General features: G+C 68.5%; 20 protein-coding genes, 3 rRNA genes and 1 pseudogene. 17 read left to right on the plus strand and 7 right to left on the minus strand.

All coding sequences use genetic code 11. The features are described from left to right. Positions 1 to 107: 107 nt before the first annotated feature. Positions 108 to 2,726: an ABC transporter ATP-binding protein/permease gene (locus AS857_RS22080; RefSeq protein ID WP_079110560.1), complete on the plus strand. Its 2,619-nt coding sequence runs from the start codon at positions 108 to 110 to the stop codon at positions 2,724 to 2,726. Positions 2,727 to 2,813: 87 nt separating this feature from the next. On the opposite strand, the gene AS857_RS22085 is transcribed toward AS857_RS22080, so the two are convergent. Next, the gene (locus AS857_RS22085) at positions 2,814 to 3,521 is read right to left on the minus strand and encodes a transglycosylase SLT domain-containing protein (RefSeq protein ID WP_058045018.1); all 708 of its coding nucleotides are present in this window, start codon (positions 3,519 to 3,521) and stop codon (positions 2,814 to 2,816) included. 338 nt (positions 3,522 to 3,859) lie between these two features. After that, entirely contained in the window at positions 3,860 to 4,558 is a 699-nt protein-coding gene (locus tag AS857_RS22090; protein ID WP_173864793.1) for a nitroreductase family protein, read from the minus strand. Positions 4,559 to 4,678: 120 nt separating this feature from the next. On the opposite strand from AS857_RS22090, the gene AS857_RS22095 reads away from it, so the two are divergent. The 4 genes from AS857_RS22095 to AS857_RS42125 all read left to right on the plus strand — a co-directional run bounded on the left by AS857_RS22095 (position 4,679) and on the right by AS857_RS42125 (position 7,557). Next, positions 4,679 to 5,857, plus strand: coding sequence for a GAF domain-containing sensor histidine kinase (locus AS857_RS22095; protein ID WP_058045020.1), 1,179 nt, complete (start codon positions 4,679 to 4,681; stop codon positions 5,855 to 5,857). Continuing rightward, a complete protein-coding gene (locus AS857_RS22100) occupies positions 5,850 to 6,497 on the plus strand; it encodes a response regulator (protein ID WP_058045021.1) in 648 nt (215 codons plus the stop codon). Before AS857_RS22095 ends, AS857_RS22100 begins: the two co-directional genes overlap by 8 nt. A gap of 163 nt (positions 6,498 to 6,660) precedes the next feature. Then, entirely contained in the window at positions 6,661 to 6,900 is a 240-nt protein-coding gene (locus AS857_RS22105; protein ID WP_058045022.1) for a chaplin, read from the plus strand. 180 nt (positions 6,901 to 7,080) lie between these two features. Then, positions 7,081 to 7,557 carry a chaplin family protein gene (locus tag AS857_RS42125; protein WP_063804343.1) on the plus strand — a complete coding sequence of 159 codons (477 nt, stop codon included), beginning with the start codon at positions 7,081 to 7,083 and terminating at the stop codon, positions 7,555 to 7,557. Positions 7,558 to 7,653: 96 nt separating this feature from the next. On the opposite strand, the gene AS857_RS22115 is transcribed toward AS857_RS42125, so the two are convergent. After that, positions 7,654 to 8,460, minus strand: a complete 807-nt coding sequence (locus AS857_RS22115; RefSeq protein WP_058046976.1) for a hypothetical protein — start codon at positions 8,458 to 8,460, stop codon at positions 7,654 to 7,656. 90 nt (positions 8,461 to 8,550) lie between these two features. On the opposite strand from AS857_RS22115, the gene AS857_RS22120 reads away from it, so the two are divergent. The 4 genes from AS857_RS22120 to AS857_RS22135 all read left to right on the plus strand — a co-directional run bounded on the left by AS857_RS22120 (position 8,551) and on the right by AS857_RS22135 (position 11,810). Further along, entirely contained in the window at positions 8,551 to 9,360 is an 810-nt protein-coding gene (locus tag AS857_RS22120) for an ABC transporter ATP-binding protein (protein WP_058045023.1), read from the plus strand. Between the two features lie 70 nt (positions 9,361 to 9,430). After that, the gene (locus AS857_RS22125) at positions 9,431 to 9,853 is read left to right on the plus strand and encodes an NfeD family protein (protein WP_107105644.1); all 423 of its coding nucleotides are present in this window, start codon (positions 9,431 to 9,433) and stop codon (positions 9,851 to 9,853) included. Between the two features lie 157 nt (positions 9,854 to 10,010). Then, positions 10,011 to 10,955 carry an SPFH domain-containing protein gene (locus tag AS857_RS22130; RefSeq protein ID WP_058045024.1) on the plus strand — a complete coding sequence of 315 codons (945 nt, stop codon included), beginning with the start codon at positions 10,011 to 10,013 and terminating at the stop codon, positions 10,953 to 10,955. 78 nt (positions 10,956 to 11,033) lie between these two features. Then, on the plus strand, positions 11,034 to 11,810 hold the full coding sequence (locus AS857_RS22135) for a sulfite exporter TauE/SafE family protein (RefSeq protein WP_058046978.1): 777 nt from the start codon (positions 11,034 to 11,036) through the stop codon (positions 11,808 to 11,810). On the opposite strand, the gene AS857_RS22140 is transcribed toward AS857_RS22135, so the two are convergent. Both AS857_RS22140 and AS857_RS22145 read right to left on the minus strand, forming a co-directional pair. Beyond that, positions 11,807 to 12,301, minus strand: coding sequence for an HNH endonuclease (locus AS857_RS22140; RefSeq protein ID WP_058045025.1), 495 nt, complete (start codon positions 12,299 to 12,301; stop codon positions 11,807 to 11,809). The two genes, AS857_RS22135 and AS857_RS22140, sit on opposite strands and share 4 nt — an antisense overlap. A 431-nt stretch (positions 12,302 to 12,732) precedes the next feature. Then, positions 12,733 to 13,272 carry a YbhB/YbcL family Raf kinase inhibitor-like protein gene (locus tag AS857_RS22145; protein WP_058045026.1) on the minus strand — a complete coding sequence of 180 codons (540 nt, stop codon included), beginning with the start codon at positions 13,270 to 13,272 and terminating at the stop codon, positions 12,733 to 12,735. Positions 13,273 to 13,367: 95 nt separating this feature from the next. Between AS857_RS22145 and AS857_RS40470 the strand changes: the two genes are divergently transcribed. Next, positions 13,368 to 13,835, plus strand: a complete 468-nt coding sequence (locus tag AS857_RS40470) for a guanyl-specific ribonuclease (RefSeq protein WP_245700413.1) — start codon at positions 13,368 to 13,370, stop codon at positions 13,833 to 13,835. After that, positions 13,832 to 14,263 (plus strand): barstar family protein, encoded by a 432-nt coding sequence (locus AS857_RS22155; RefSeq protein ID WP_058045027.1) that lies wholly within the window; start codon positions 13,832 to 13,834, stop codon positions 14,261 to 14,263. Before AS857_RS40470 ends, AS857_RS22155 begins: the two co-directional genes overlap by 4 nt. A gap of 75 nt (positions 14,264 to 14,338) precedes the next feature. Here AS857_RS22155 and AS857_RS22160 read toward each other — a convergent pair whose 3' ends face one another. Beyond that, positions 14,339 to 15,121 carry a sporulation protein gene (locus AS857_RS22160; protein ID WP_058045028.1) on the minus strand — a complete coding sequence of 261 codons (783 nt, stop codon included), beginning with the start codon at positions 15,119 to 15,121 and terminating at the stop codon, positions 14,339 to 14,341. 83 nt (positions 15,122 to 15,204) lie between these two features. Here AS857_RS22160 and AS857_RS22165 point away from each other — a divergent pair, with 83 nt between their 5' ends. The 6 genes and pseudogenes from AS857_RS22165 to AS857_RS22195 all read left to right on the plus strand — a co-directional run bounded on the left by AS857_RS22165 (position 15,205) and on the right by AS857_RS22195 (position 23,880). Next, on the plus strand, positions 15,205 to 15,891 hold the full coding sequence (locus tag AS857_RS22165; RefSeq protein ID WP_058045029.1) for a DNA-3-methyladenine glycosylase: 687 nt from the start codon (positions 15,205 to 15,207) through the stop codon (positions 15,889 to 15,891). A gap of 537 nt (positions 15,892 to 16,428) precedes the next feature. After that, a 16S ribosomal RNA gene (locus tag AS857_RS22175) occupies positions 16,429 to 17,952 on the plus strand. A gap of 276 nt (positions 17,953 to 18,228) precedes the next feature. After that, a 23S ribosomal RNA gene (locus tag AS857_RS22180) occupies positions 18,229 to 21,351 on the plus strand. A 106-nt stretch (positions 21,352 to 21,457) separates the two neighbouring features. Beyond that, a 5S ribosomal RNA gene (gene rrf, locus AS857_RS22185) occupies positions 21,458 to 21,574 on the plus strand. Together the 16S, 23S and 5S rRNA genes form the textbook arrangement of a ribosomal RNA operon. A 131-nt stretch (positions 21,575 to 21,705) precedes the next feature. Continuing rightward, positions 21,706 to 22,974 (plus strand): annotated as a pseudogene (locus AS857_RS40070) (hypothetical protein); the annotation flags it as partial. A gap of 21 nt (positions 22,975 to 22,995) precedes the next feature. Then, complete coding sequence (locus tag AS857_RS22195; protein ID WP_079110561.1) at positions 22,996 to 23,880, plus strand: tetratricopeptide repeat protein; 885 nt, start codon at positions 22,996 to 22,998, stop codon at positions 23,878 to 23,880. Positions 23,881 to 23,952: 72 nt separating this feature from the next. Here AS857_RS22195 and AS857_RS22200 read toward each other — a convergent pair whose 3' ends face one another. Next, a complete protein-coding gene (locus AS857_RS22200) occupies positions 23,953 to 25,260 on the minus strand; it encodes a DUF1015 domain-containing protein (RefSeq protein ID WP_058045032.1) in 1,308 nt (435 codons plus the stop codon). Between the last annotated feature and the right edge of the window lie 19 nt (positions 25,261 to 25,279).

The following is a 25,279-nucleotide window of genomic DNA, read 5'->3' on the forward strand; positions in this document are numbered from 1 at the left end:
CGCGGCAATCCCCGACTTTCGGTTCGGGGACTGTGCCTGAAATAGTTCCTCCCGATGTTCGCCATCCCTAGACTCCCTGATGCAGGGGGCTCATCGGGGGACAAGTAGTGGGGCATGGAGTGCCGGAACTCGTACTGGAATTGAATGGACAGACCTGGACGCTCGATCCGTCCAGGTCCTACACCCTCGGGCGGGATCCGCAGGGTGACATGGTGCTGCAGGACGCCCGCGTCTCGTGGCGGCACGCCACCGTACGGTGGGAGGGCCGCAGTTGGGTCATCGAGGACCACGGCAGCACCAACGGCACGTACGTGCAGGGCCAGCGGATCCACCACATGGAGATCGGCCCCGGCTCGACGGTGCACCTGGGCAATGCGACGGACGGCCCGCGGCTGAACCTGAGCGCCGGTGCCGCCGGCGCCGGGGCCGGCGTCCCGGCCGCGGACCTCTACAGCGCGCAGACCGCCATGGCCGCGCCGCTGCACCAGGCTCCGCCGCAGCACACGCCGCACCAGCCGCCGCAGCACCAGCAGCCCGGCGCCTGGCAGCAGCCGGGGCAGTACCAGCAGCACCCGCAGCAGCCTCAGCAGCACCAGCAGCCCGGCGGCTGGCAGCAGCCCCCGCAGCAGGCGTACGTCCCCCAGCAGCCGGGACCCGGCGCGCACCAGCCCCCGGCGCACGGCGGCACGCCCTCGCAGGGCGGCGCCCCGCCCGTCTACGGCGACCGCAGCCCGACCAGCTTCCACCAGATGGCCGTCGGCCGCGGCACGATGCGCATCGGTCGTGCCCTGGAGAACGAGCTGGTCGTCTCCGACCTCCAGGTCTCCCGGCACCACGCCGAGTTCCGCTCCACCGGCGACGGCCGCTTCGAGATCGTCGACCTCGGCAGCCACAACGGCACCTACGTCAACGGTCAGCCGGTCCGCCAGCAGATCATCGGCCCCAACGACATCGTCGGTGTCGGTCACTCCACCTTCCGCCTGGTCGGCGACCGGCTGGAGGAGTTCGTCGACACCGGCGACGTCTCCTTCTCCGCCCGCCACCTGACGGTCACCGTCGACGGCGGCAAGCAGATCCTCAAGGACGTCTCCTTCGGCGTCCCCGAGAAGTCGCTGATCGCCGTCATCGGCCCCTCCGGCTCCGGCAAGTCCACCCTCCTCAAGGCGCTCACCGGCTACCGGCCCGCCAACGAGGGCGACGTCCTCTACGACAACCGGAATCTCTACAAGCAGTTCGCCGAGCTGCGCCAGCGCATCGGCCTCGTCCCGCAGGACGACATCCTGCACAAGGAGCTCACCGTCCGGAAGGCGCTGCGCTACGCGGCGAAGCTCCGCTTCCCCGGTGACACCGCGGCCTCCGAGCGCGAGGCCCGGATAGACGAGGTGCTGCGCGAGCTCAAGCTCGACATCCACAAGGACAAGAAGGTCACCGCCCTCTCCGGCGGCCAGCGCAAGCGCGTCTCGGTGGCCCTGGAGCTGCTGACCAAGCCCTCGCTGATCTTCCTGGACGAGCCCACCTCCGGCCTCGACCCGGGCATGGACCGCGACGTCATGCAGCTGCTGCGCGGCCTCGCGGACGACGGCCGCACGGTCCTGGTGGTCACCCACTCCGTCGCCGAGCTCGCGCTCTGCGACAAGCTGCTCGTCATGGCCCCCGGCGGTTCCGTCGCCTACTTCGGCCCCCCGGAGGAAGCGCTCAACTTCTTCGGCTACGAGACCTGGGCGGACGTCTTCTCGGCCTTCGAGAACTACCGCGACTACGACTGGTCGGGCCGCTGGCGCGGCTCGCAGCACTACCAGATGTACGCGGCCGACATCGACGCCGTCGCCCCGCAGTCGGTGCACGTCCAGCCGCAGATGGTGCGCCCGCCGAAGGCCCAGAGCTGGGGCTCCCAGCTGTGGACGCTGATGCGCCGCTACGTCTCCGTCATCGCCTCGGACCGCGGCTTCATGGCCCTGATGCTGCTCCTCCCGGCCGTCCTCGGCGGTGTCAGCACGGTGATCCCGTCCGACTTCGGCCTCGGCCCGGCGACCAAGGGGCACTTCAACCAGGACGCCGGCACGATCATGCTGATCCTCGCGGTCGGCATGTGCTTCTCCGGTGCCGCCAACTCCGTCCGTGAGCTGATCAAGGAACGGGTGATCTACGAACGGGAACGGGCCGTCGGCCTGTCCCGCTCCGCGTACCTGATGTCCAAGGTGGTCGTCCTCGGCATGATCACCGCGGTGCAGGGTGCCCTCATCTGCGCCATCGGCTTCTCGGTCCGCAAGCTGCCGGAGAACGGCCTGGTCTTCAAGGCGGCGCCCGCCCTCGAGCTCTGCCTGGTGATCATCGCCCTGGGCTTCACCTGCATGATGATCGGCCTGGTCATCTCCGCGCTGGTGAAGACCTCCGAGAAGACCATGCCGCTGCTGGTCATGTTCGCGATCGTCCAGGTCGTCTTCACCGGCATCCTGTTCAAGATCTACGACTCGCCGGGCATCGAGCAGTTCGCCTGGCTGATGCCGGCCCGCTGGGCCATCGCCGGCGTCGGCACCACGCTGGACCTCTCGCACGTCATGGCCCCGTTCGACAAGACCAGGCCCCCCAAGCTCGACCCGCTCTGGGAGCACACCGCCACCCAGTGGACGATCGACATCGTGGCCCTGATCGTCATCGGCGTCGCCTGTGGCTTCGCAGTCGCACGTTTGCTGCGCCGCCACGAGCCGGAGGTCATGCGCAAGTAGTCCCGCGCCCCGCCCCGCATACGCCGAAGGGCGGCACCCGCGCCGGGTGCCGCCCTTCGGCGTATGTCGCTGTCCGCGCTCTCGGCCTTAGTAGGCGGAGTTCACGTTGTCCATGGAGCCGTAGACCTTCCACGCGTAGTTGCACGCGGCGGTGATGTTGGCGACCGGGTCGTAGATGTCCCAGGAGGTGCCCTCGACGTGGTACGCCTTGAAGGTCGGGTCGATCACCTGGAGCAGGCCCTTGGAGGGGATGCCCTTGGCGGCGTTGGAGTCCCAGAGGTTGATGGCCTTCGGGTTGCCGGTCGACTCCCGCATGATGTTGCGGTGGATGCCGTTGTAGGAGCCCGGGATGCCCTTGGCCTTCATGACGTCGAGGGCTTCCTTGATCCAGCCGTCGAGGTTGTCGGCGTAGGTCTTCGGGGCCGGCGCGGCGGGCGCGGCCTGGACCGGCTTGCGCTCCTGGGAACGGCTCGCGGCCTCCTTCTCGGCGCGCTCCTTGTCGGCCTTCGCCTTGGCGGCGGCCTCGGCGTCGGCCTTCTTCTTGGCCTCGGCCTGGGCCTGCGCCTGCTTGGCGGCGTTGTCGGCCTGCTTGGTGAGCTGCTCCTGCTGCTCCTGGTGGCCGAAGGCCTCCGCGCTCCACGCGACGGGCTTGACGGCGATGGGCTGCTTCTCCGCGTCGGCGGAGCCCGGTATCGCGGCGAACGTCAGAGCGGCGACGCCCGCAGCGGCGATGCCGGCGGCGGAGAACTTCTGGACCTTGGACAGGCGGCTATAACCAGAGATGGGGGAGCGCATGCTGAGGGGAACCTTCCGATCGCACGAAGTCGCAGTGGCCCGGAGCGGCGCGAATGAGCGCCGCGTCTCGATCGACGGCGCCGTGCGACGGGAGAATTCTTAGCGGCCGCAAAATGCTGTGGCAAAGGCGTGACGTACTACCCGGCTTCGTTGCCGAGGGTGCTGCGGGGAGGGGCAAAGGGAAGGTCAAAAGGGCCCCTGCCACCCGCTTACGCCGGTTTTATGCGCCCACTAGGCAAGGTCGTAGGTGACGTGCGTCCTATGTGCGGGGTCACACCGGGCGAGCGCTCCCGTCGCCCGGTGCGACCGGTTCCGCACACAGCGTTCCCGTTCTGGGCTCAGACCTCCACCAGCACCTGATCGAGGCTCTTGCGCACCAGGTCCGGCACCCGGCAGTCGTCCGACGGATAGCCGACGGGGATCACCGCGAACGCCTTCTCGTTCACCGGACGGCCCAGCGCCTCGGACAGGAAACGCATCGGGCTCGGCGTGTGCACCAGGGCGGCGAGCCCCGACAGGTGCAGCGCGGACAGCAGCATCCCGACCGCGATGCCGACCGACTCGTCCACGTAGTAGTGCTTGCGCTTCTCCCCGTCCTCGCCGAGCCAGTACCGCTGCTGGAAGACCACGATCAGCGCGGGCGCGTCCGTCAGGTGCGGCTTGACCTCGTCCGTGCCCAGCGGCCGCAGGGCCGCCAGCCACTCCTCGCCCAGCCGGCCCGCGTACGAGAGCTGTTCCTCCTCCTCCGCGGCGGCACGGATGCGCCGCCGCACCCCGGGGTCCTTCACCAGGACGAAGGTCCACGGCTGCTGGTGCGCCCCGGAGGGCGCGGTGGCCGCGCACGCGATGGCGTCCCGGACCACCTGGTCCGGCACCGGATCGGCGGAGAACTGCCGCACCGTCCGCCGCCCGTCCATCCGCTCGCGCAGCTCGGCGGCGCGGGCGAGGGACTCCTGGACGGGCATCCGCCGGGGCCGGTAGGGCACGGGCCGGTAGGGCTCACCGTGGGTGGGTGTCCACTGGGTTGGTATAGACATGGCAAGTACATGCCCACGGGAGGGCGGGCAGCCACCCGACCACGGGCCTAAGCCGAACGACCCAGGCCCGGCCACCGCCGGCCTGATCCCCGGCCCCGCGGGCCTCGCTACCGTAAAGCCATGACCAATGGCCCCCGCTCCGGCCTCACCGCCGTGAGCACCGCACTCCTCGCCATGAGCAGACACCTGCAGGTGCACGACGTCCTGAAGACGATCGTCGTCTCCGCCCGGGAGCTGCTGGACGCCCGGTACGCGGCCCTCGGCGTCCCGGACGACCACGGCGGCTTCGCCCAGTTCGTCGTCGACGGGGTCAGCGACGAGCAGTGGAAGGCCATCGGCCCTTTGCCCCGCCAGCACGGCGTCCTCGCCGCGATGATCCAGCACGCGACCCCCGAGCGCCTCGCCGACGTCCGCTCGGACCCCCGCTTCGGCGGCTGGCCCGCCGCCCACCCCGACATGCGCGATTTCATCGGCATGCCGGTCGCGGACGGCGACGAGGTCCTCGGCGCGCTCTTCCTCGCGAACAAGAAGCGCCCCGCCCGCCCCGGCGAGCCGCCCTGCGGCCTCGAGGAGGCCGGCCGCACCTGCGGCTTCACCGCGGAGGACGAGGAGCTGCTGAGCGTGCTCGCCCAGCACGCGGCCATAGCCCTCACCAACGCCCGCCTCTACGAGCGCAGCCGCGAGCTGACCATCGCCGAGGAGCGCGCCCGCCTCTCCCACGAGCTGCACGACGCCGTCGCCCAGAAGCTCTTCTCGCTGCGGCTGACCGCCCAGGCCGCCGCCGCGCTCGTCGACCGCGACCCCGCCCGGGCCAAGGAGGAGCTCCACGAGGCCGCACGGCTCGCCGCGGAGGCAACCGACGAGCTGCGGGCCGCGGTCGTGGAGCTGCGGCCCGCAGGGCTGGACGAGGACGGCCTCGTCGCGACCCTGCGCACCCAGGTCCAGGTCCTCGACCGGGCCCACAGCGCCAAGGTCACCTTCGCCTCCCACGGCGTACGGGCCCTCCCGGCCGCCCAGGAGGAGGCCCTGCTGCGCGTGGCCCAGGAGGCCCTGCACAACGCCCTGCGCCACTCCGGAGCGGGCCGCGTCCAGGTCACCCTCACCCGCGCGGGCCAGGGCGCGGCGCTGTGCGTCGCCGACGACGGCTGCGGCTTCGAGCCCGAGGCCGTCCGCCGGGCCGGGCGCCACCTCGGCCTCGTGTCGATGCGGGACCGCGCCAGCGGCGTCGGCGGCAGTCTGACCGTTACCTCGGAGCCCGGGATGGGCACCGCGATCGAGATGGAGGTGCCCGGTGGCTGAAGGCGTGATTCGCGTGGTGCTGGTGGACGACCACCAGGTGGTCCGCAGGGGCCTGCGCACCTTCCTGGAGGTCCAGGACGACATCGAGGTGGTGGGGGAGGCGGCGGACGGCGCGGAGGGCGTCGAGCGTACGGAGGAGCTGCGCCCGGACGTCGTCCTCATGGACGTGAAGATGCCCGGGACCGACGGGATCGAGGCGCTGCGCCGGCTGCGGGAGCTGGAGAACCCCGCCCGGGTGCTGATCGTCACCAGCTTCACCGAGCAGCGCACGGTCATCCCGGCCCTGCGCGCGGGGGCGGCGGGCTACGTCTACAAGGACGTGGACCCCGACGCCCTGGCGGGCGCGATCCGCTCGGTGCACGCGGGTCACGTCCTGCTGCAGCCCGAGGTGGCGGGGGCGCTGCTGTCGCAGGAGGAGGCCGGGGGCGTGGGCCAGGGGCGGGGCAACGCGCTGACCGAGCGGGAGCGGGAGGTGCTGGCGCTGATCGCGGACGGCCGTTCGAACCGGGAGATCGCCCGCGCGCTGGTGCTCTCGGAGAAGACCGTCAAGACCCACGTGTCGAACATTCTGATGAAGCTGGATCTCGCCGACCGGACGCAGGCGGCGCTGTGGGCCGTCCGACATGGGATCGGAGCCTGACCGGCACGGGCCCGCGGCAAAGCGGAACGTCGCGTTCTGATCAGAGATTCATACGACCGTGTGGTGGTCGCCCCGGCCCCGCAACCCGAATGGCCGCGGCCCGTTCTCCATGGCGTACCGCGGCGGCTGGCCGTGGCAACGCCCTAGGAAGGTCATAAGAAGAGTGAAGAACATGAAGAAGGCCGCAGTCATCACCATCGCCGCCGGCGGTCTCGCCCTCGCCGGTGCCGGTGCCGCCTCTGCGCACGCCCAGGCCGACGGCACGGCGAAGAACTCCCCGGGTGTCGCCTCCGGCAACGTCGTCCAGGTTCCGGTGAAGGTCGGCGCGAACCTCTGCGGCAACACCATCAGCATCGTCGGCGTTCTCAACCCCGCCGCCGGCAACCTCTGCGTCAACAAGTAATACCGGTGCATCCCGCCTGCCCGGCGCGCCCTGCATAGCCCGGGCAGGCGTGGGCGAGCAATCGTCCGAACGAGGGCAACACCGCCGATGGCCGTGCCGTCGGCGGTGCGCTGGCGTTCATCACTACGCGACCCCGCGGCTGGGGCCGCCGAGAACGTCAGCAGAAGGAAGACCCTCACCATGAACAGTGCCAAGAAAGCCGCTCTCGCCCTGGCGGTCACGGGGCTCGCCGTCGGTTCCACTGTGGGCGTCGCGTCCGCTCACGACCGTGGTGATCGCCACGACCACAGTGACCGCCAGGTGCACCAGCACCGCCACCACCCGGGTGGCGCCATCGCCAACGGCGTCGCCAAGGGCTCGCCGGGCGTCGTCTCCGGCAACGTCATCCAGGTGCCGGTGCAGGTGCCGCTGAACGTCTGCGGCAACACCATCGACATCCTGATCGGCCTGCTGAACCCGACCTTCGGGAACACCTGCGTCAACGCCAGCAGCGGCTGGGACGAGCACCGCAGCTACCACGAGCACCGCGGTCACCACGACAAGCACGGTCACGACGGCGGTCACTGGAACGGCCACGACCGGCACGACGGCCACAACGGTCACGACGGCCACAACGGTCACAACGGCCACTGGGGTGGCCACAACGGGCACCACTGACCCGTACCGGCGCAACGGGAAGGCCCCGCGGACCTCTGGGTCCGCGGGGCCTTCCCGCGCCTTCCGCCCTGCCTGCACGACCGGGCGGTCACGGCCTCAGTGCCGCTTGCGGGCCCGCTCCTCGACGATCGCGTTGTACGCGGCCACCTGGGCCCGCCGGGCCGTCCGCTCCACCGGCCGCAGCGCCAGCGCCCGCGCCGCTATCTCCGACGCGCTCACCGCGGCCCCGTGCTCGCGGCCGCCGCCGTCCCCCGGCTCGTGGGCGATCGCGATCAGCGCCCCCACGCGCTGCGCCAGCTCCAGCACGCGCACGGCCCGCGGCGGATACCCCGGTGCCAGCACCTCGCGCCCGCGCTCCGCCCGCGCCCGGTACGCCTCCAGTGCTGCCTGCGCCACCGGCCCGGACCCCGCCACGTCCAGCCGCGTGAGCACCTCCGTGGCCTCCCGCAGGGCCTCCGCGAGCTCCCGTTCGGCCTCCCCGAGCGAGGGCACGTCCGCCGGCGGCGCGTCCCGTACGGGCAGGCAGTGCCAGACGACCTCGACGTGCACGTCGCCCTCCGGCCCGGCCTCGTACACCTCCGGCACGAGCCCCAGCGCGGCTCCCGTGGCGACGACCGCCTCCCCGGCCTCCAGAGCGCGGGCATTGAACTCCGGCGGGCCGCTGAGGCCCAGCGGATGGCCGGGGGCGGGCAGGGCGAGGCGCAGTCCCGTGGCCCCGAGCGCCCGCAGCCGGCCGAGGGCGAGCGTCAGGCCCACGGGGCCGGATTCACCGGGAAGGCCCACGACGCGGTGGACGGCGTCATCCCCGGTGATGTGGTGCGCGGCGTCATCAGGTGCGGCAAACCCGGCAATGAGGGCATTTCCCCACGCAGTGAGCCGCCCTGAGCGATGTTCATCGAGCATGGCCACCAGCCTAAGGACTGGTGTCCCCGGCGGGTGGCGTAGGTTTTCCCTGGGGGCTGCGCTTACCGGCGCCGCGACGACGAGACTGCAATGGGAGACAACGCGCTCATGAGCGAAGTGCTGGAACTGGTGGACGTATCCGTGGTCCGCGAGGGCCGGGCTCTGGTGGACCAGGTCTCCTGGTCGGTCAAGGAGGGGGAGCGCTGGGTCATCCTCGGCCCCAACGGCGCCGGCAAGACCACCCTCCTGAATGTCGCCTCCAGCTACCTCTTCCCGACCACGGGCACGGTCAAGGTCCTGGGCGAGAAGCTCGGCGCGGTCGACGTCTTCGAGCTGCGCCCGCGCATCGGCGTGGCGGGCATCGCCCTCGCCGACAAGCTGCCGCGCAGCCAGACCGTCCTGGAGACGGTCCTCACCGCCGCCTACGGCATGACGGCCACCTGGCAGGAGAGCTACGAGGAGGTCGACGAGCAGCGCGCCCGCGCCTTCCTCGACGTCCTCGGCATGACGGACCTGCTGGACCGCAAGTTCGGCACCCTCTCCGAGGGCGAGCGCAAGCGCACCCTCATCGCCCGCGCGATGATGACCGACCCCGAGCTGCTGCTCCTCGACGAGCCCGCCGCGGGTCTCGACCTCGGCGGCCGCGAGGACCTCGTGCGCCGCCTCGGCCGGCTCGCCCGCGACCCGCTCGCCCCCTCGATGATCATGGTCACGCACCACGTCGAGGAGATCCCCGCGGGCTTCACCCACGTCCTGATGATCCGTCAGGGCAAGGTGCTGGCCGCCGGCCCCGTCGAGCTGGAGCTCACCTCCCGCAACCTCTCCCACTGCTTCGGCCTCCCGCTGGTCGTCGAGCGCAGGGGCGACCGCTGGACGGCCCAGGGCCTGCCGCTCTCCTGACCCGAAACCAGGGCGCCCGGCTTCCCGGGCACCCTGTCCCGGGGGCGGTCACCGCGCCTACCATGACCATGTGGACACATGGGTGTGGTGGCTGGTGGCCGCCGTCGGACTGGGCATCCCGCTGGTGGTGACCGCGATGCCCGAGTTCGGCATGCTCGCTCTCGGCGCCGTCGCCGCCGCCGTGACCAATGCGCTCGGTGCGGGCACCGTGGCGCAGTTCGTCGTCTTCGCCGCCGTCTCGGTCGCCCTCATCGCCGTCGTGCGCCCGGTCGCCATGCGGCACCGCGCCCAGCGGCCCGAGCTGGCGAGCGGCGTGGAGGCCCTCAAGGGACGGCAGGCCGTCGTCCTGGAGCGGGTCGACGGCAGCGGCGGCCGGATCAAGCTCGCCGGTGAGATCTGGTCGGCCCGGGCCCTCGACTCCGAGCGCACCTTCGAGGCCGGCGAGCACGTCGACGTCGTCGAGATCGAGGGCGCCACGGCCATTGTGATGTGACGCGGCGTCCATGAAAGCGCTGTCGGCGAAGCGACGTCCGTGGAAGCGATGTCCGTGAAGTGCAGTCAACGCCTGCACGGCGGCACCGCGTTCTGAAAGACTCGAACTGGATCAACCCGGTCCACCCGATCAACGACCAGAGGCACGGGGAGCCCCGATGGAACCGATCATCATCGTCCTGATCATCTTGGTGGTGCTCGTCTTCATCGCCCTCATGAAGACGGTGCAGGTCATTCCGCAGGCCAGCGCCGCCATCGTGGAGCGCTTCGGCCGCTACACCCGCACCCTCAACGCCGGCCTGAACATCGTCGTCCCCTTCATCGACTCCATCCGCAACCGCATCGACCTGCGCGAGCAGGTCGTGCCGTTCCCCCCGCAGCCGGTGATCACCCAGGACAACCTGGTCGTCAACATCGACACCGTCATCTACTACCAGGTGACCGACGCCCGCGCCGCCACCTACGAGGTCTCCAGCTTCATCCAGGCCATCGAGCAGCTCACCGTCACCACCCTGCGCAACATCATCGGCGGCATGGACCTGGAGCGGACCCTGACCTCCCGCGAGGAGATCAACGCCGCCCTCCGCGGCGTCCTCGACGAGGCCACCGGCAAGTGGGGCATCCGCGTCAACCGCGTCGAGCTCAAGGCCATCGAGCCCCCGACCTCCATCCAGGACTCGATGGAGAAGCAGATGCGCGCCGACCGTGACAAGCGCGCCGCCATCCTCACCGCCGAGGGCATCCGCCAGTCGCAGATCCTCACCGCCGAGGGCGAGAAGCAGTCCGCGATCCTGCGCGCCGAGGGCGAGGCCCGGGCCGCGGCCCTGCGCGCCGAGGGCGAGGCCCAGGCCATCCGTACGGTCTTCGAGTCCATCCACGCCGGAGACGCCGACGAGAAGCTCCTCGCCTACCAGTACCTCCAGATGCTCCCGAAGATCGCCGAAGGCGACGCCAACAAGCTCTGGATCGTGCCCAGCGAGATCGGCGACGCCCTCAAGGGCCTGAGCGGCGCCGTCGGCAACCTCGGCCCCATGGGCGGCGCGCCCAAGTCCCCCCGGTCCCCCAAGGAGCCTCCGCGCCGCGAGCAGCCCGGCATCGACTGACGGCCACCCTCTCCTGCATGATCAGCAAGGCCCCTCGACCTTCCACGGCGGGGAGGCGACACCCTGATCATGAAGGAGATGGCCTTGTCCATCTGGGAAGCACTCGCGGTCTTCGCCGCCGGCATCGGCGCGGGCACCATCAACACCATCGTCGGCTCCGGCACCCTGTTCACCTTCCCGGTGCTCCTCGCCGTCGGCCTGCCGCCGGTGACCGCCAACGTCTCCAACACCATCGGCCTGGTCACCGGCAACATCAGCGGCACCCTCGGCTACCGGCGCGAACTCCGCGGCCAGCGCGCCCGCGCCGTCCGCCTCGGCCTCACCGCCCTCGTCGGCGGCCTCGCCGGAGCCGTCCTGCTGCTCGCCCTGCCCTCGAAGGCGTTCGACGCCATCGTGCCCGCCCTCATCGGCATCGCCCTGGTCCTCGTCGTCCTCCAGCCCCGGCTCGCCAAGGCCCTGGCCCGCCGACGCGAACGCAACGGCACCGAGGACGAGCGCACCGACGGCGGCCCCGCCCTCCTCGTCGGCCTGCTCCTGGCCAGCGCCTACGGCGGCTACTTCGGCGCGGCCCAAGGGGTTCTCTACCTCTCCCTCATGGGCCTGCTCCTGCGCGACGACCTCCAGCGCATCAACGCCCTCAAGAACCTCCTGGCCGTCATCGTCAACGGCGTCGCCGCGCTCTTCTTCGTCTGCGTAGCCGACGTCGACTGGACCGCCGCCCTGCTCGTCGCCGCCGGCTCCACCCTCGGCGGGCAGATAGGCGCCAAGGTGGGCCGCCGCCTCTCGCCCACGGCGCTGCGCGGCGTCATCGTCGCCGTGGGCGTCGTGGCCATCGTGCAGATGCTGCTGCGCTAGGCCGCCGAGCCGCGCCGGACGGGGGCGCCGTACGCCCCCGTCGCCAGCAGCAGCGACTCCGCCGGAGTGGGCTCGAACGGCAGGCTCAGCAGCGGCATCCCCGCCTGCTCCGGCGTCCGGTCCGCCTTGCGGTGGTTGTCCTCCGCGCAGGCCGCGACCGTATTCAGCCAGCTGTCCTCGCCGCCGCGCGACCGGGGCACGACGTGGTCCACGGTCGTGGCCCGCCGCCCGCAGTACGCGCACCGGTGCCTGTCCCGCACCAGCACCCCCCTCCGCGACCAGGGCGCCCGTCTTCGGAACGGCACCCGGACGTACCGGCAGAGCCTGATCACCTGCGGTGCGGGTACGTCGATCGCGGTGCCCCGCACCCGGAGCCCCGGGCGAGCCTGCTCGACCACGGCCTTGCCCTGCAGAACGAGCACCACCGCACGCCGCAGCGACACCGTCGCCAGCGGCTCGAAGCTCGCATTGAGGACCAGCGTCTCCCGCATCCCGGCCACCTCCCGGATCACCCCCGCCCCAGCGGCGAGGTGGCTCAACTGTGCCGGGGTGGTTGCGCAGCGGACAACGCAATTTCAGCGCTGCGAAAGGGAGTTGAAGGTGGAGGTCGTGAAGCGGGCAGGGGAGAGGACGGGGCTGAAGAAGGGGGGCAACGCTCCGGGCCCTTCCCCCGTAACGAACACGGGCCCGGAGCGTACGGCAGCGGACGCGGTCGCCCGGCACGCAGCCCGGCTCCGGCAGACCGCGGACGCAACTGCGCCCCGCCGCCCCCGCCACTGCGGTGTCCACTGCCCGACGGCCATGCGGGGCCGTCAGCCATGCACCACTGTGCGATTCAAGGGCGGCGGGGCGCAACGGAATTTCCGGTCGCACCATGCCGGACGGGCCCGCGCAGCACGCGCGACGGGCCCGCGCAGGAGCCTCAGCCCGCGGCCGGCGCCTCGTACTCGCCGATCAGCTGGGCCCGTCCCAGCGCATGGAACCGCAGGTGGAAGCCCACCACCGCCGGCGAGGCGTCCGCGTCCGGACCGAGCTTCTCCTGGTCCACCGCGTACACCGTGAACACGTAGCGGTGCGACCCGTCGCCCGGCGGCGGAGCGGCACCACCGAAGTCCCGCGTGCCGTAGTCGTTGCGCGCGTGCACCGCGCCCGCCGGAAGCCCCTTCATGTCCGCGCTGCCCGCACCCGCCGGGAGCTCCGTCACCGAGGCCGGGATGTCGAACAGCACCCAGTGCCAGAACCCGCTGCCCGTCGGCGCGTCCGGGTCGTAGCACGTCACCGCGAAGCTCTTCGTGTCCGCGGGGAAGCCCTCCCAGCGCAACTGCGGAGAGACGTTCCCACCGCTGTGGACCTGATCCCGGCCGAGCGTCCCACCATCCGTCAGATCGTCGCTCGCCACCGCGAACGAGGGCACCGGCGGATGGAAATCGTGGGGGAGCGGCCGTCGCTTCTGCTTGGACACCTCTGCGCCTCCTGATAACGCGCGGGAATGCTGCGGAACACTGAAGACGCCAGCCTAACGAGCCCTCAGGGGCTGCGGCTGAGACCATACGAAGCGTGCTTCGACAGTTTGGCCCCATCGGACGACCGGCAGGCCGCGCCCTGCGCACCCTGACCGTCCTCCTCGCCGCCCTCCCCCTGCTCCTTCTGCCCGGCTGCTCCTCCTCCGACGGCGGCAGCGGCAAGAAGGGCGGGGGCGGCGGCGCCTCGACCGCCGCACCGCCCGCACCCTCGTGGGCGCACGGCATGAAGACCGTCCCGCGGGAGAAGCTGCCGCCCGAGGCCCGCAAGACCCTCGACCTTATCGACAAGGGCGGACCCTTCCCGTACGACAAGGACGGCACCGTCTTCGGCAACTACGAGAACCGGCTGCCGAAACAGACCCGCGGCTACTACCACGAGTACACCGTCCCCACGCCCGGCGCCCGCAACCGCGGTGCCCGCCGCATCATCACCGGCAGCCACGCCGAGCGCTACTACACCAGCGACCACTACCAGACCTTCGAAGCGGTGGTACAGCCATGACCGACCTGCTGCCCGCCCCCGGACTCACCGGACTCCTCCTCGGCACGACCCCGCCCGGCGTCTACCGGCTGCCGCCCACCGACACCACCCCCCGTGTCGTGTCGCTCGCCGCCGAGGCCGACTGGCGCGGGGCCACCCTGCACCTCGGCGGGGTCACCACCAAGACGGCCTTCCTCGAGCGGTGCGCCACCGACCTGGAGTTCCCCGAGTGGTTCGGCCGCAACTGGGACGCCCTCGCCGACTGCCTCACCGACCTCTCGTGGTGGCGAGAGGAAGGCAAGGCCCGCGGCTACCTGGTCCTCGCCGAGGAGTGGACGGCCTTCCGCAAGGCGTCGCCGAAGGACGCCCGCACGGCGGAGGCTGTCTTCGGCGACGCCGTCGACTACTGGGCCGAGGCGGAGACACCGCTGGCGGTGCTGCTGGGGTGACCCCGGGAGGTGGCTGGTGAGAGGTGGGCGGTGAGAGGCGGGCAGTGAGGGCTACGGCCGGTCCGGACTTGACCGTCAGAGCCAGTTGCGCCGGCCGCCGACCTCCGCCAGCCACTGGTTGAGGTACGCCGCCCAGTCCGTCTGCCCGTACGCGTGCAGGTCGACCGTGAACGACCGGTAGGTGTCGCTGCCCTCGGAGAACAGCCCCGGCTTCTTGTCCATCTCCAGCACGACGTCCATCTCGCGGTCGTCCGCGACGAACGACAGCTCGACCTCGTTCAGCCCCCGGTACTGCGCCGGGGCGCGGAACTCGATCTCCTGATAGAAGGGCAGCTGCTGGCGCGTCCCCCGGATCCGGCCGCGCTCCAGGTCCGCGGCCTTGAAGGCGAAGCCGAGCTGCCCGAACGCGTCCAGGATCGCCTGCTGCGCCGGCAGCGGGTGCACATTCACCGGATCGAGGTCGCCGGAGTCCACGGCGCGGGCGATCGCCAGGTGCGTCGTGACCCCGACGTCCATGCCCGTCAGGTGCCGCCCCAGGAAAGTGGTGACCGGCGTCTCCCACGGGATCTCCAGCCCGAACGGCACCGAGTGCACCGCCCCGGCCTGCACCTCGAACGCCCCGCCCAGCTGCATGCGGGTGAACTCCACGTCCTGCTTGTACTCGCTGTCGTCGCCCTCGACCTCCACCCGGGCCTGCAGCCCGATGGACAGGGCCTGGATCTCCTGCGCGACGGAACCGCCCTGGATCCGCACCTCGCCCTGGACGATGCCGCCGGGGACGACGTTCTCCTCGAACAGCACCGTCTCCACCGAGGCACCCCCGGCGCCCAGGCTCGCCAGCAGCTTCTTGAACCCCATGACCGCGACCTCTCCTTACCGGACCCGCGCCCCCACTGATTCGGAGCGAGCCCTTCCGTTCTTGTCCGTTACGCTCGATCGGCATGATCGCCGCGCCTGACCGTATGCCAATCGCCCGCGACTTCTTCGACCGTCCCGTGCTCGAGGTCGCCCCCGAGCTGCTGGGCCGGACCCTCGTCCGTACGACCCCGGACGGACCGATCGAAGTCCGCATCACGGAGGTCGAGGCATACGCGGGCGAAGCGGACCCCGGCTCCCACGCCTACCGCGGCCGGACCGAGCGCAATGCCTCGATGTTCGGACCGCCGGGGCACGCGTATGTCTACTTCATCTACGGCATGTGGTTCAGCCTCAACCTCGTCTGCGGGGAGGAGGGCACCGCGAGCGGCGTCCTCCTCAGGGCGGGCGAAGTGATCAAGGGGCAGGACCTGGCCCGGGAACGCCGCCCCAAGGCACGCAAGGACCGGGAGCTGGCGCAGGGTCCCGCCCGCCTGGCCACGGCACTGAGTGTCGACCGCAGCCTGAACGGCACGGACGTCTGCGCAGGCCCCGGCACCCCGCTCGCCGTCCTCGCAGGCCACCCCGTATCCCCGGACCGGATCCGCAACGGCCCGCGCACGGGCGTGGGCGGCGAGGGGGCCACCCACCCCTGGCGCTTCTGGGCGGACGGCGACCCAACGGTCAGCCCGTACCGCGCACACGTTCCGCGGCACCGAGGGGGACGCGGCAAGGAAGGGCCCGGCAAGACGGGGCGACCGGCCGGTGCTTGACTCCCGGACGCCGAGGCTCTAACGTAGCCCGAGCCGCTTGAGACGGACGTGCCGTGTGCACGGACCGGTGGGCGGCACAATCACTACTACGAGGTCACCCCGGATCGGGGTCATATTTTGCTGTGCCGAAAATATGACGACGATCGGCTCGATTAGGAGCCAACGGGAAGAGCCGCTAAAGTAGTGAACACCCCGCCGACAGGGGATCGGAAAACGAATTCGAGCCGGGAACGGCACGGAAAACGATCTGATAGAGTCGGAACACGAAATACCGAAGGGAAGCGCCCGGAGGAAAGCCCGAGAGGGTGAGTACAAAGGAAGCGTCCGTTCCTTGAGAACTCAACAGCGTGCCAAAAGTCAACGCCAGACTATAAAATACCCCGTCCTCGGTCATCTCTGACCGGGACGCGGTTCCTTTGAAAGTCCTGCCGGTCCTTCGGGAGCGAGCAGGCAACACAGCGAGGACGCTGTGAACGACCGGGATTATTCCTCCTGGTCGTTCCGCTCTCGTGGTGCTAACCGGATTACCGGTAAACATTCACGGAGAGTTTGATCCTGGCTCAGGACGAACGCTGGCGGCGTGCTTAACACATGCAAGTCGAACGATGAAGCCCTTCGGGGTGGATTAGTGGCGAACGGGTGAGTAACACGTGGGCAATCTGCCCTGCACTCTGGGACAAGCCCTGGAAACGGGGTCTAATACCGGATACGACCTGCCGAGGCATCTCGGTGGGTGGAAAGCTCCGGCGGTGCAGGATGAGCCCGCGGCCTATCAGCTTGTTGGTGGGGTAATGGCCTACCAAGGCGACGACGGGTAGCCGGCCTGAGAGGGCGACCGGCCACACTGGGACTGAGACACGGCCCAGACTCCTACGGGAGGCAGCAGTGGGGAATATTGCACAATGGGCGAAAGCCTGATGCAGCGACGCCGCGTGAGGGATGACGGCCTTCGGGTTGTAAACCTCTTTCAGCAGGGAAGAAGCGAAAGTGACGGTACCTGCAGAAGAAGCGCCGGCTAACTACGTGCCAGCAGCCGCGGTAATACGTAGGGCGCAAGCGTTGTCCGGAATTATTGGGCGTAAAGAGCTCGTAGGCGGCTTGTCACGTCGGATGTGAAAGCCCGGGGCTTAACCCCGGGTCTGCATTCGATACGGGCAGGCTAGAGTTCGGTAGGGGAGATCGGAATTCCTGGTGTAGCGGTGAAATGCGCAGATATCAGGAGGAACACCGGTGGCGAAGGCGGATCTCTGGGCCGATACTGACGCTGAGGAGCGAAAGCGTGGGGAGCGAACAGGATTAGATACCCTGGTAGTCCACGCCGTAAACGTTGGGAACTAGGTGTGGGCGACATTCCACGTCGTCCGTGCCGCAGCTAACGCATTAAGTTCCCCGCCTGGGGAGTACGGCCGCAAGGCTAAAACTCAAAGGAATTGACGGGGGCCCGCACAAGCAGCGGAGCATGTGGCTTAATTCGACGCAACGCGAAGAACCTTACCAAGGCTTGACATACACCGGAAACACCTAGAGATAGGTGCCCCCTTGTGGTCGGTGTACAGGTGGTGCATGGCTGTCGTCAGCTCGTGTCGTGAGATGTTGGGTTAAGTCCCGCAACGAGCGCAACCCTTGTCCTGTGTTGCCAGCATGCCCTTCGGGGTGATGGGGACTCACAGGAGACTGCCGGGGTCAACTCGGAGGAAGGTGGGGACGACGTCAAGTCATCATGCCCCTTATGTCTTGGGCTGCACACGTGCTACAATGGCCGGTACAATGAGCTGCGATACCGCGAGGTGGAGCGAATCTCAAAAAGCCGGTCTCAGTTCGGATTGGGGTCTGCAACTCGACCCCATGAAGTTGGAGTTGCTAGTAATCGCAGATCAGCATTGCTGCGGTGAATACGTTCCCGGGCCTTGTACACACCGCCCGTCACGTCACGAAAGTCGGTAACACCCGAAGCCGGTGGCCCAACCCTTGTGGAGGGAGCCGTCGAAGGTGGGACTGGCGATTGGGACGAAGTCGTAACAAGGTAGCCGTACCGGAAGGTGCGGCTGGATCACCTCCTTTCTAAGGAGCATATGGCCGACTGCGAGCGAATGACTCGCACGGTTGCTCATGGGTGGAACGTTGACTATTCGGCACAGTCGTGAGGGATCACTAGTACTGCTTCGGCGTGGAACGTGAATCCTGAGAGGCTGGGCCGGGCACGCTGTTGGGTATCTGAGGGTACGGACTTCGGTCCGACCTTCGCGATGCCGGCCCCAGTGAACTGCTGCGCTTGCGTGGTGGGTGATGGGTGGCTGGTCGTTGCTTGAGAACTGCACAGTGGACGCGAGCATCTGTGGCCAAGTTTTTAAGGGCGCACGGTGGATGCCTTGGCACCAGGAACCGATGAAGGACGTGGGAGGCCACGATAGGCCCCGGGGAGCTGTCAACCAAGCTTTGATCCGGGGGTGTCCGAATGGGGAAACCCGGCAGTCGTCATGGGCTGTCACCCGCTGCTGAACACATAGGCAGTGTGGAGGGAACGCGGGGAAGTGAAACATCTCAGTACCCGCAGGAAGAGAAAACAACCGTGATTCCGGGAGTAGTGGCGAGCGAAACCGGATGAGGCCAAACCGTATGCGTGTGATACCCGGCAGGGGTTGCGTATACGGGGTTGTGGGATCTCTTTTTCATAGTCTGCCGGCTGTGAGACGAGTCAGAAACCGTTGGTGTAGGCGAAGGACATGCGAAAGGTCCGGCGTAGAGGGTAAGACCCCCGTAGCTGAAACATCAACGGCTCGTTTAAGAGACACCCAAGTAGCACGGGGCCCGAGAAATCCCGTGTGAATCTGGCGGGACCACCCGTTAAGCCTAAATATTCCCTGGTGACCGATAGCGGATAGTACCGTGAGGGAATGGTGAAAAGTACCGCGGGAGCGGAGTGAAATAGTACCTGAAACCGTGTGCCTACAAGCCGTGGGAGCGTCGCGCATCGAGCTTGCTCGGTGCGTCGTGACTGCGTGCCTTTTGAAGAATGAGCCTGCGAGTTTGCGGTGTGTTGCGAGGTTAACCCGTGTGGGGAAGCCGTAGCGAAAGCGAGTCCGAATAGGGCGATTGAGTAGCGCGCCCAAGACCCGAAGCGGAGTGATCTAGCCATGGGCAGGTTGAAGCGGAGGTAAGACTTCGTGGAGGACCGAACCCACCAGGGTTGAAAACCTGGGGGATGACCTGTGGTTAGGGGTGAAAGGCCAATCAAACTCCGTGATAGCTGGTTCTCCCCGAAATGCATTTAGGTGCAGCGTCGTGTGTTTCTTGCCGGAGGTAGAGCACTGGATAGGCGATGGGCCCTACCGGGTTACTGACCTTAGCCAAACTCCGAATGCCGGTAAGTGAGAGCGCGGCAGTGAGACTGTGGGGGATAAGCTCCATGGTCGAGAGGGAAACAGCCCAGAGCATCGACTAAGGCCCCTAAGCGTACGCTAAGTGGGAAAGGATGTGGAGTCGCAGAGACAACCAGGAGGTTGGCTTAGAAGCAGCCACCCTTGAAAGAGTGCGTAATAGCTCACTGGTCAAGTGATTCCGCGCCGACAATGTAGCGGGGCTCAAGCGTACCGCCGAAGTCGTGTCATTTCAGCATGAGGGCCAACGCCCGCTGGGATGGGTAGGGGAGCGTCGTGTGCCGGGTGAAGCAGCCGCGGAAGCGAGTTGTGGACGGTTCACGAGTGAGAATGCAGGCATGAGTAGCGATACACACGTGGGAAACGTGTGCGCCGATTGACTAAGGGTTCCTGGGTCAAGCTGATCTGCCCAGGGTAAGTCGGGACCTAAGGCGAGGCCGACAGGCGTAGTCGATGGACAACCGGTTGATATTCCGGTACCCGCTTTGAAACGCCCAATATCGAATCAGGCGATGCTAAGTCCGTGAAGCCGTTCCGGATCCTTCGGGTGAGGGAAAGTGGTGGAGCCGACGACCCAGACTTGTAGTAGGTAAGCGATGGGGTGACGCAGGAAGGTAGTCCAGCCCGGGCGGTGGTTGTCCCGGGGTAAGGGTGTAGGCCGTGTGGTAGGCAAATCCGTCACACGTTAAGGCTGAGACCTGATGCCGAGCCGATTGTGGTGAAGTGGATGATCCTATGCTGTCGAGAAAAGCCTCTAGCGAGTTTCATGGCGGCCCGTACCCTAAACCGACTCAGGTGGTCAGGTAGAGAATACCGAGGCGTTCGGGTGAACTATGGTTAAGGAACTCGGCAAAATGCCCCCGTAACTTCGGGAGAAGGGGGGCCATTTCCGGTGATGGAATTTACTTCCTGAGCTGGGGGTGGCCGCAGAGACCAGCGAGAAGCGACTGTTTACTAAAAACACAGGTCCGTGCGAAGCCGTAAGGCGATGTATACGGACTGACGCCTGCCCGGTGCTGGAACGTTAAGGGGACCGGTTAGCTCCATTTCGGTGGGGCGAAGCTGAGAACTTAAGCGCCAGTAAACGGCGGTGGTAACTATAACCATCCTAAGGTAGCGAAATTCCTTGTCGGGTAAGTTCCGACCTGCACGAATGGCGTAACGACTTCTCGACTGTCTCAACCATAGGCCCGGTGAAATTGCACTACGAGTAAAGATGCTCGTTTCGCGCAGCAGGACGGAAAGACCCCGGGACCTTTACTATAGCTTGATATTGGTGTTCGGTTCGGCTTGTGTAGGATAGGTGGGAGACTGTGAAGCCGTGGCGCCAGCCATGGTGGAGTCGTCGTTGAAATACCACTCTGGTCGTGCTGGATGTCTAACCTCGGTCCGTGATCCGGATCAGGGACAGTGTCTGGTGGGTAGTTTAACTGGGGCGGTTGCCTCCTAAAGAGTAACGGAGGCGCCCAAAGGTTCCCTCAGCCTGGTTGGCAATCAGGTGTTGAGTGTAAGTGCACAAGGGAGCTTGACTGTGAGACCGACGGGTCGAGCAGGGACGAAAGTCGGGACTAGTGATCCGGCGGTGGCTTGTGGAAGCGCCGTCGCTCAACGGATAAAAGGTACCCCGGGGATAACAGGCTGATCTTCCCCAAGAGTCCATATCGACGGGATGGTTTGGCACCTCGATGTCGGCTCGTCGCATCCTGGGGCTGGAGTCGGTCCCAAGGGTTGGGCTGTTCGCCCATTAAAGCGGTACGCGAGCTGGGTTTAGAACGTCGTGAGACAGTTCGGTCCCTATCCGCTGCGCGCGTAGGAGTCTTGAGAAGGGCTGTCCCTAGTACGAGAGGACCGGGACGGACGAACCTCTGGTGTGCCAGTTGTCCTGCCAAGGGCATGGCTGGTTGGCTACGTTCGGGAGGGATAACCGCTGAAAGCATCTAAGCGGGAAGCCTGCTTCGAGATGAGGACTCCCACCCACTTGATGGGGTAAGGCTCCCAGTAGACGACTGGGTTGATAGGCCAGGTGTGGAAGACCGGTAACGGTTGGAGCTGACTGGTACTAATAGGCCGAGGGCTTGTCCTCAGTTGCTCGCGTCCACTGTGTTAGTTCTGAAGCAACGAACAGTTGCTGGTTCGAGCAGAACCACTTAATTGAAGAGTGTGCTTGTTCGCTCGTAACTTCATAGTGTTTCGGTGGTCATAGCGTTAGGGAAACGCCCGGTTACATTTCGAACCCGGAAGCTAAGCCTTTCAGCGCCGATGGTACTGCATGGGGGACCGTGTGGGAGAGTAGGACGCCGCCGAACAATTTTTCAAGGACCCTTGGTCCCAGCGTTCACGCTGGGACCAAGGGTCCTTTTTTGTATTTCTGCCGAAGCGCGCCGGCCGTCCGGTTGCGCGAGAATGACTGCGGTACCCGAAGACAGGAGTCACGTCGATGCCCACCAACTACCCCGACGATCGTTCGGGTGGCGACCGCGGCGGTTCCCGCCGCGACGACCGACCGGCGTACCGGCGTGACGACCGCGGCGACGACCGGCGTGGCGGCCCCCGCCGCGACGACCGTGGCGGGCGCCCCGCCGGCGGTGGCTTCGGTCGCCGCGACGACCGCCCCTCTTTCCGCCGCGACGACGACCGCGGTGGCTTCCGCGGCGGCCGCGACGACCGTGGCCCGCGCCGCGATGACGACCGCGGCCCGCGCCGTGACGACGACCGTGGCGGACGCCCGGCCGGCGGTGGCTTCGGTCGCCGCGACGACCGTCCGTCCTTCCGTCGCGATGACCGTCGTGACGACCGCGGCCCCCGTCGCGATGACGACCGCGGCGGTTTCCGCGGCGGCCGTGACGAGCGCCGTGACGACCGCCCCTCTTTCCGTCGTGACGACCGTGCTCCGCGCCGTGACGACGACCGCGGTGGCTTCCGTCGCGATGACCGTCCGTCCTTCCGTCGTGATGACGACCGCGGCCCGCGCCGCGACGACCGTGGTGGCTCCGACCGTCCCCGCGGTGGTTTCCGTGGCGGCCGTGACGACCGTCCGTCCTTCCCCCGCGACGACCGTGCTCCGCGCCGTGACGACGACCGTGGCGGTTTCCGTCGCGATGACCGTCCGTCCTTCCGTCGCGATGACGACCGGGGTCCCCGCCGTGACGACCGTGGCCCGCGCCGTGACGACGACCGTGGCGGTTTCCGTCGTGACGACCGTCCGTCCTTCCGTCGCGATGACCGTCGTGACGACCGTGGCCCGCGCCGCGATGACGACCGCGGTGGTTTCCGCGGCGGCCGCGATGAGCGCCGTGACGAGCGTCCGTCCTTCCGTCGTGACGACGACCGTGGTCCCCGCCGTGACGACCGTGGCCCGCGCCGTGACGACGAGCGCGGCGGCTTCCGCCGCGACGACCGTCGTGACGACCGCGGCCCGCGCCGCGACGAGCGTCCCTCCTTCCGTCGTGACGACGATCGTGGTCCCCGTCGTGACGACGACCGTGGCGGCTTCCGCCGTGACGACCGTCGCGATGACCGTGGCCCGCGCCGTGATGACGACCGCGGTGGTTTCCGCGGTGGCCGCGATGACCGTGGTCCGCGCCGCGATGACGACCGCGGCCCGCGCCGCTCGTTCCGTGACGACCGGCAGGGTGGCGGCGGCTACCGCGGTGGCCGGGACGACCGTTCCGGTGGTTACCGCGGCGGCCGCGACGAGCGCGACCGGGACCGTGGCGACCGCGAGCCGGTGAAGCGCCTGCCGATCCCCGACGACGTCACCGGTGACGAGATCGACGCGGACGTGCGGCAGGAGCTCATGAGCCTGCCGAAGGGCCTCGCCGAGGAGGTCGCCCGGAACCTCGTCATGGTCGCCAACCTGCTGGACGAGGACCCGGAGCAGGCCTACGCCTACTCGCGGATCGCGCTGCGTCTCGCCTCCCGCGTCGCCGCGGTGCGCGAGGCCGCCGGCTTCGCCTCGTACGCGACGGCCAAGTACTCCGAGGCGCTCGCCGAGTTCCGCGCCGCCCGCCGGATGACCGGCTCCGTCGAGCTGTGGCCCGTGATGGCCGACTGCGAGCGCGGCATGGGCCGTCCCGAGCGCGCCCTGGCCATGGCCGGCGAGCCCGAGGTCAACAAGCTCGACAAGGCCGGCCAGGTCGAGATGCGCCTGGTCGCCGCCGGTGCCCGCAAGGACATGGGCCAGGCCGAGGCCGCCGTCGTGACGCTGCAGAGCCCGGAGCTCGCCTCCAGCTCGGTCCAGCCGTGGACCGCGCGCCTGCGGTACGCGTACGCCGACGCGCTGCTGGAGGTCGGCCGCGCGAGCGAGGCCCGCGAGTGGTTCGCCAAGGCCCTCGAAGCTGACCAGGGCGGCCAGACGGACGCCTCCGACCGCCTCGCCGAGCTGGACGGCGTCGAGTTCACGGACGCCCTGGCGGAGTCCGAGGACGAGGTCGCCTCCGGCGAGGAGCCCGGCGCCTCCGAGGTGTCCGAGGAGCCGGTGGCGAAGCCGGTCGAGACCGAGGTTTCCGTCGGGACCGAGGCGCCTGCCGAGGCCGAGAAGCCCGTCCAGGCCGAGGAGTCCGCTGACGCCGACAAGGCCGGCGACGACAAGGCCGGCGACGACAACCGCTGACCCGTAGAGCAGTGACGAAGAGGCCGGCACCCCGATCCCGGGGTGCCGGCCTCTTCGTTCTGCCGGGGTGTCTCAGTTCAGGGCCAGGCTCCGCAGCACCAGGCCCGTCGCCGGCTTGGGGCCGAACGACGTGGACTTGCGGGGCATGGTCACGCCCTGTTCCGCCAGCTCCCGGACGACGTCCTCCTGGACGGGGTGCATCAGCACCGCCGTGCCGCCGTGCCGCTCGGCCTGCTTGACGGCCGCGGCCGTCTCGTGGATGTAACTGATGTTCTCGGGGTTGTCCGGCACCTGCCAGACGTGTTCCAGCAGCACCGAGTGCAGGACCGTCGCGTCCAGCGTGCGCCAGGCCTCGGGGCGGTCGGTGGGGACCACGCGGGCCAGCAGGTCCGGGTCCGGCCGGTCGAGGAGGTGGAAGCGGCCGTCGCCCGCCAGGACGAAGGCGTTCCCTGCTTCTCCGGAGGCCCCGGACGCTTCGGACACCTCCGTCAGCGCGTCGAGCGCCTCCGGCAGCGGGCCGTCGATCGTGCGCACCCGGAAGGAGCCCTTGAGGGCCTCCAGGGCCTGGGCCACCGGAAGCCGGTGCAGCAGGCGGTGGATGGCCCGTACGCGCAGCGGGTAGCGGGCGGTGTCGACGAGGAGAACGAGGCCGAAGTCCCAGGGGCCGGGGGCCGGCTGCTCGGCGCGCAGGCGCAGGTAGGTGGCCCAGCGGTGGTGGCCGTCGGCGATCAGCGCGTGCTGCTGGGAGAGGTCCTTGCCGATCGTTTCGAGGTCGTGCGGGTCGGTGACGGACCACAGGCGGTGGGCGTAGCCGTCGTCGGTGGTCGTGGACAGCAGCGGTTCGGTGCCGGTGACGCGGTCGATGACGGCCGCGGCGCCGGTCGTGCTGCCGTTGCCGCGGTAGGAGAAGAGCAGCGGTTCGAGGTTGGCGCCCGTGCCGCGCATGAGGGCCGCGCGGTCCTCGACGATGTGCGGCATGACGTCCTCGTGCGGGAGGACGACGCCCTCCTCGCGGGGGCTGAGGCGGAGGGCGCCGATGAGGCCGCGCTGCAGTATGCCGCCGCCGCGCTGCTCGTAGACGTAGAGGGCGGGCTCGGGGTCGGCGGCGAGGACGTGCTCCTCCTGCCAGCGGCGGAGGGTGTCCGCGGCCAGCCGGTGCCGGTCCGCGGCGCTCGCCGCCTGGGGGAGGATCAGCCTGACGATGTTGTGCGGATCGGCAGTCTCCAGGTGACGCAACCCGTCGGGCCGTACGACGACGTCGTACGGTGGCGAGGTGACGGCGGCGAGGCTGCCGACCCGCTCCGGGACATAACGCAGCCCACGGAAGGGGGCGAGCTGGAGTCCTTGCCCTGCTTTCCCTGCTCGGCCTGGAGTGCTCATTGGGAAATGTTATGTCTCA

Origin of the sequence: Streptomyces roseifaciens (assembly GCF_001445655.1) — a bacterium.
Taxonomy (GTDB): Bacteria; Actinomycetota; Actinomycetes; order Streptomycetales; family Streptomycetaceae; genus Streptomyces; species Streptomyces aureoversilis.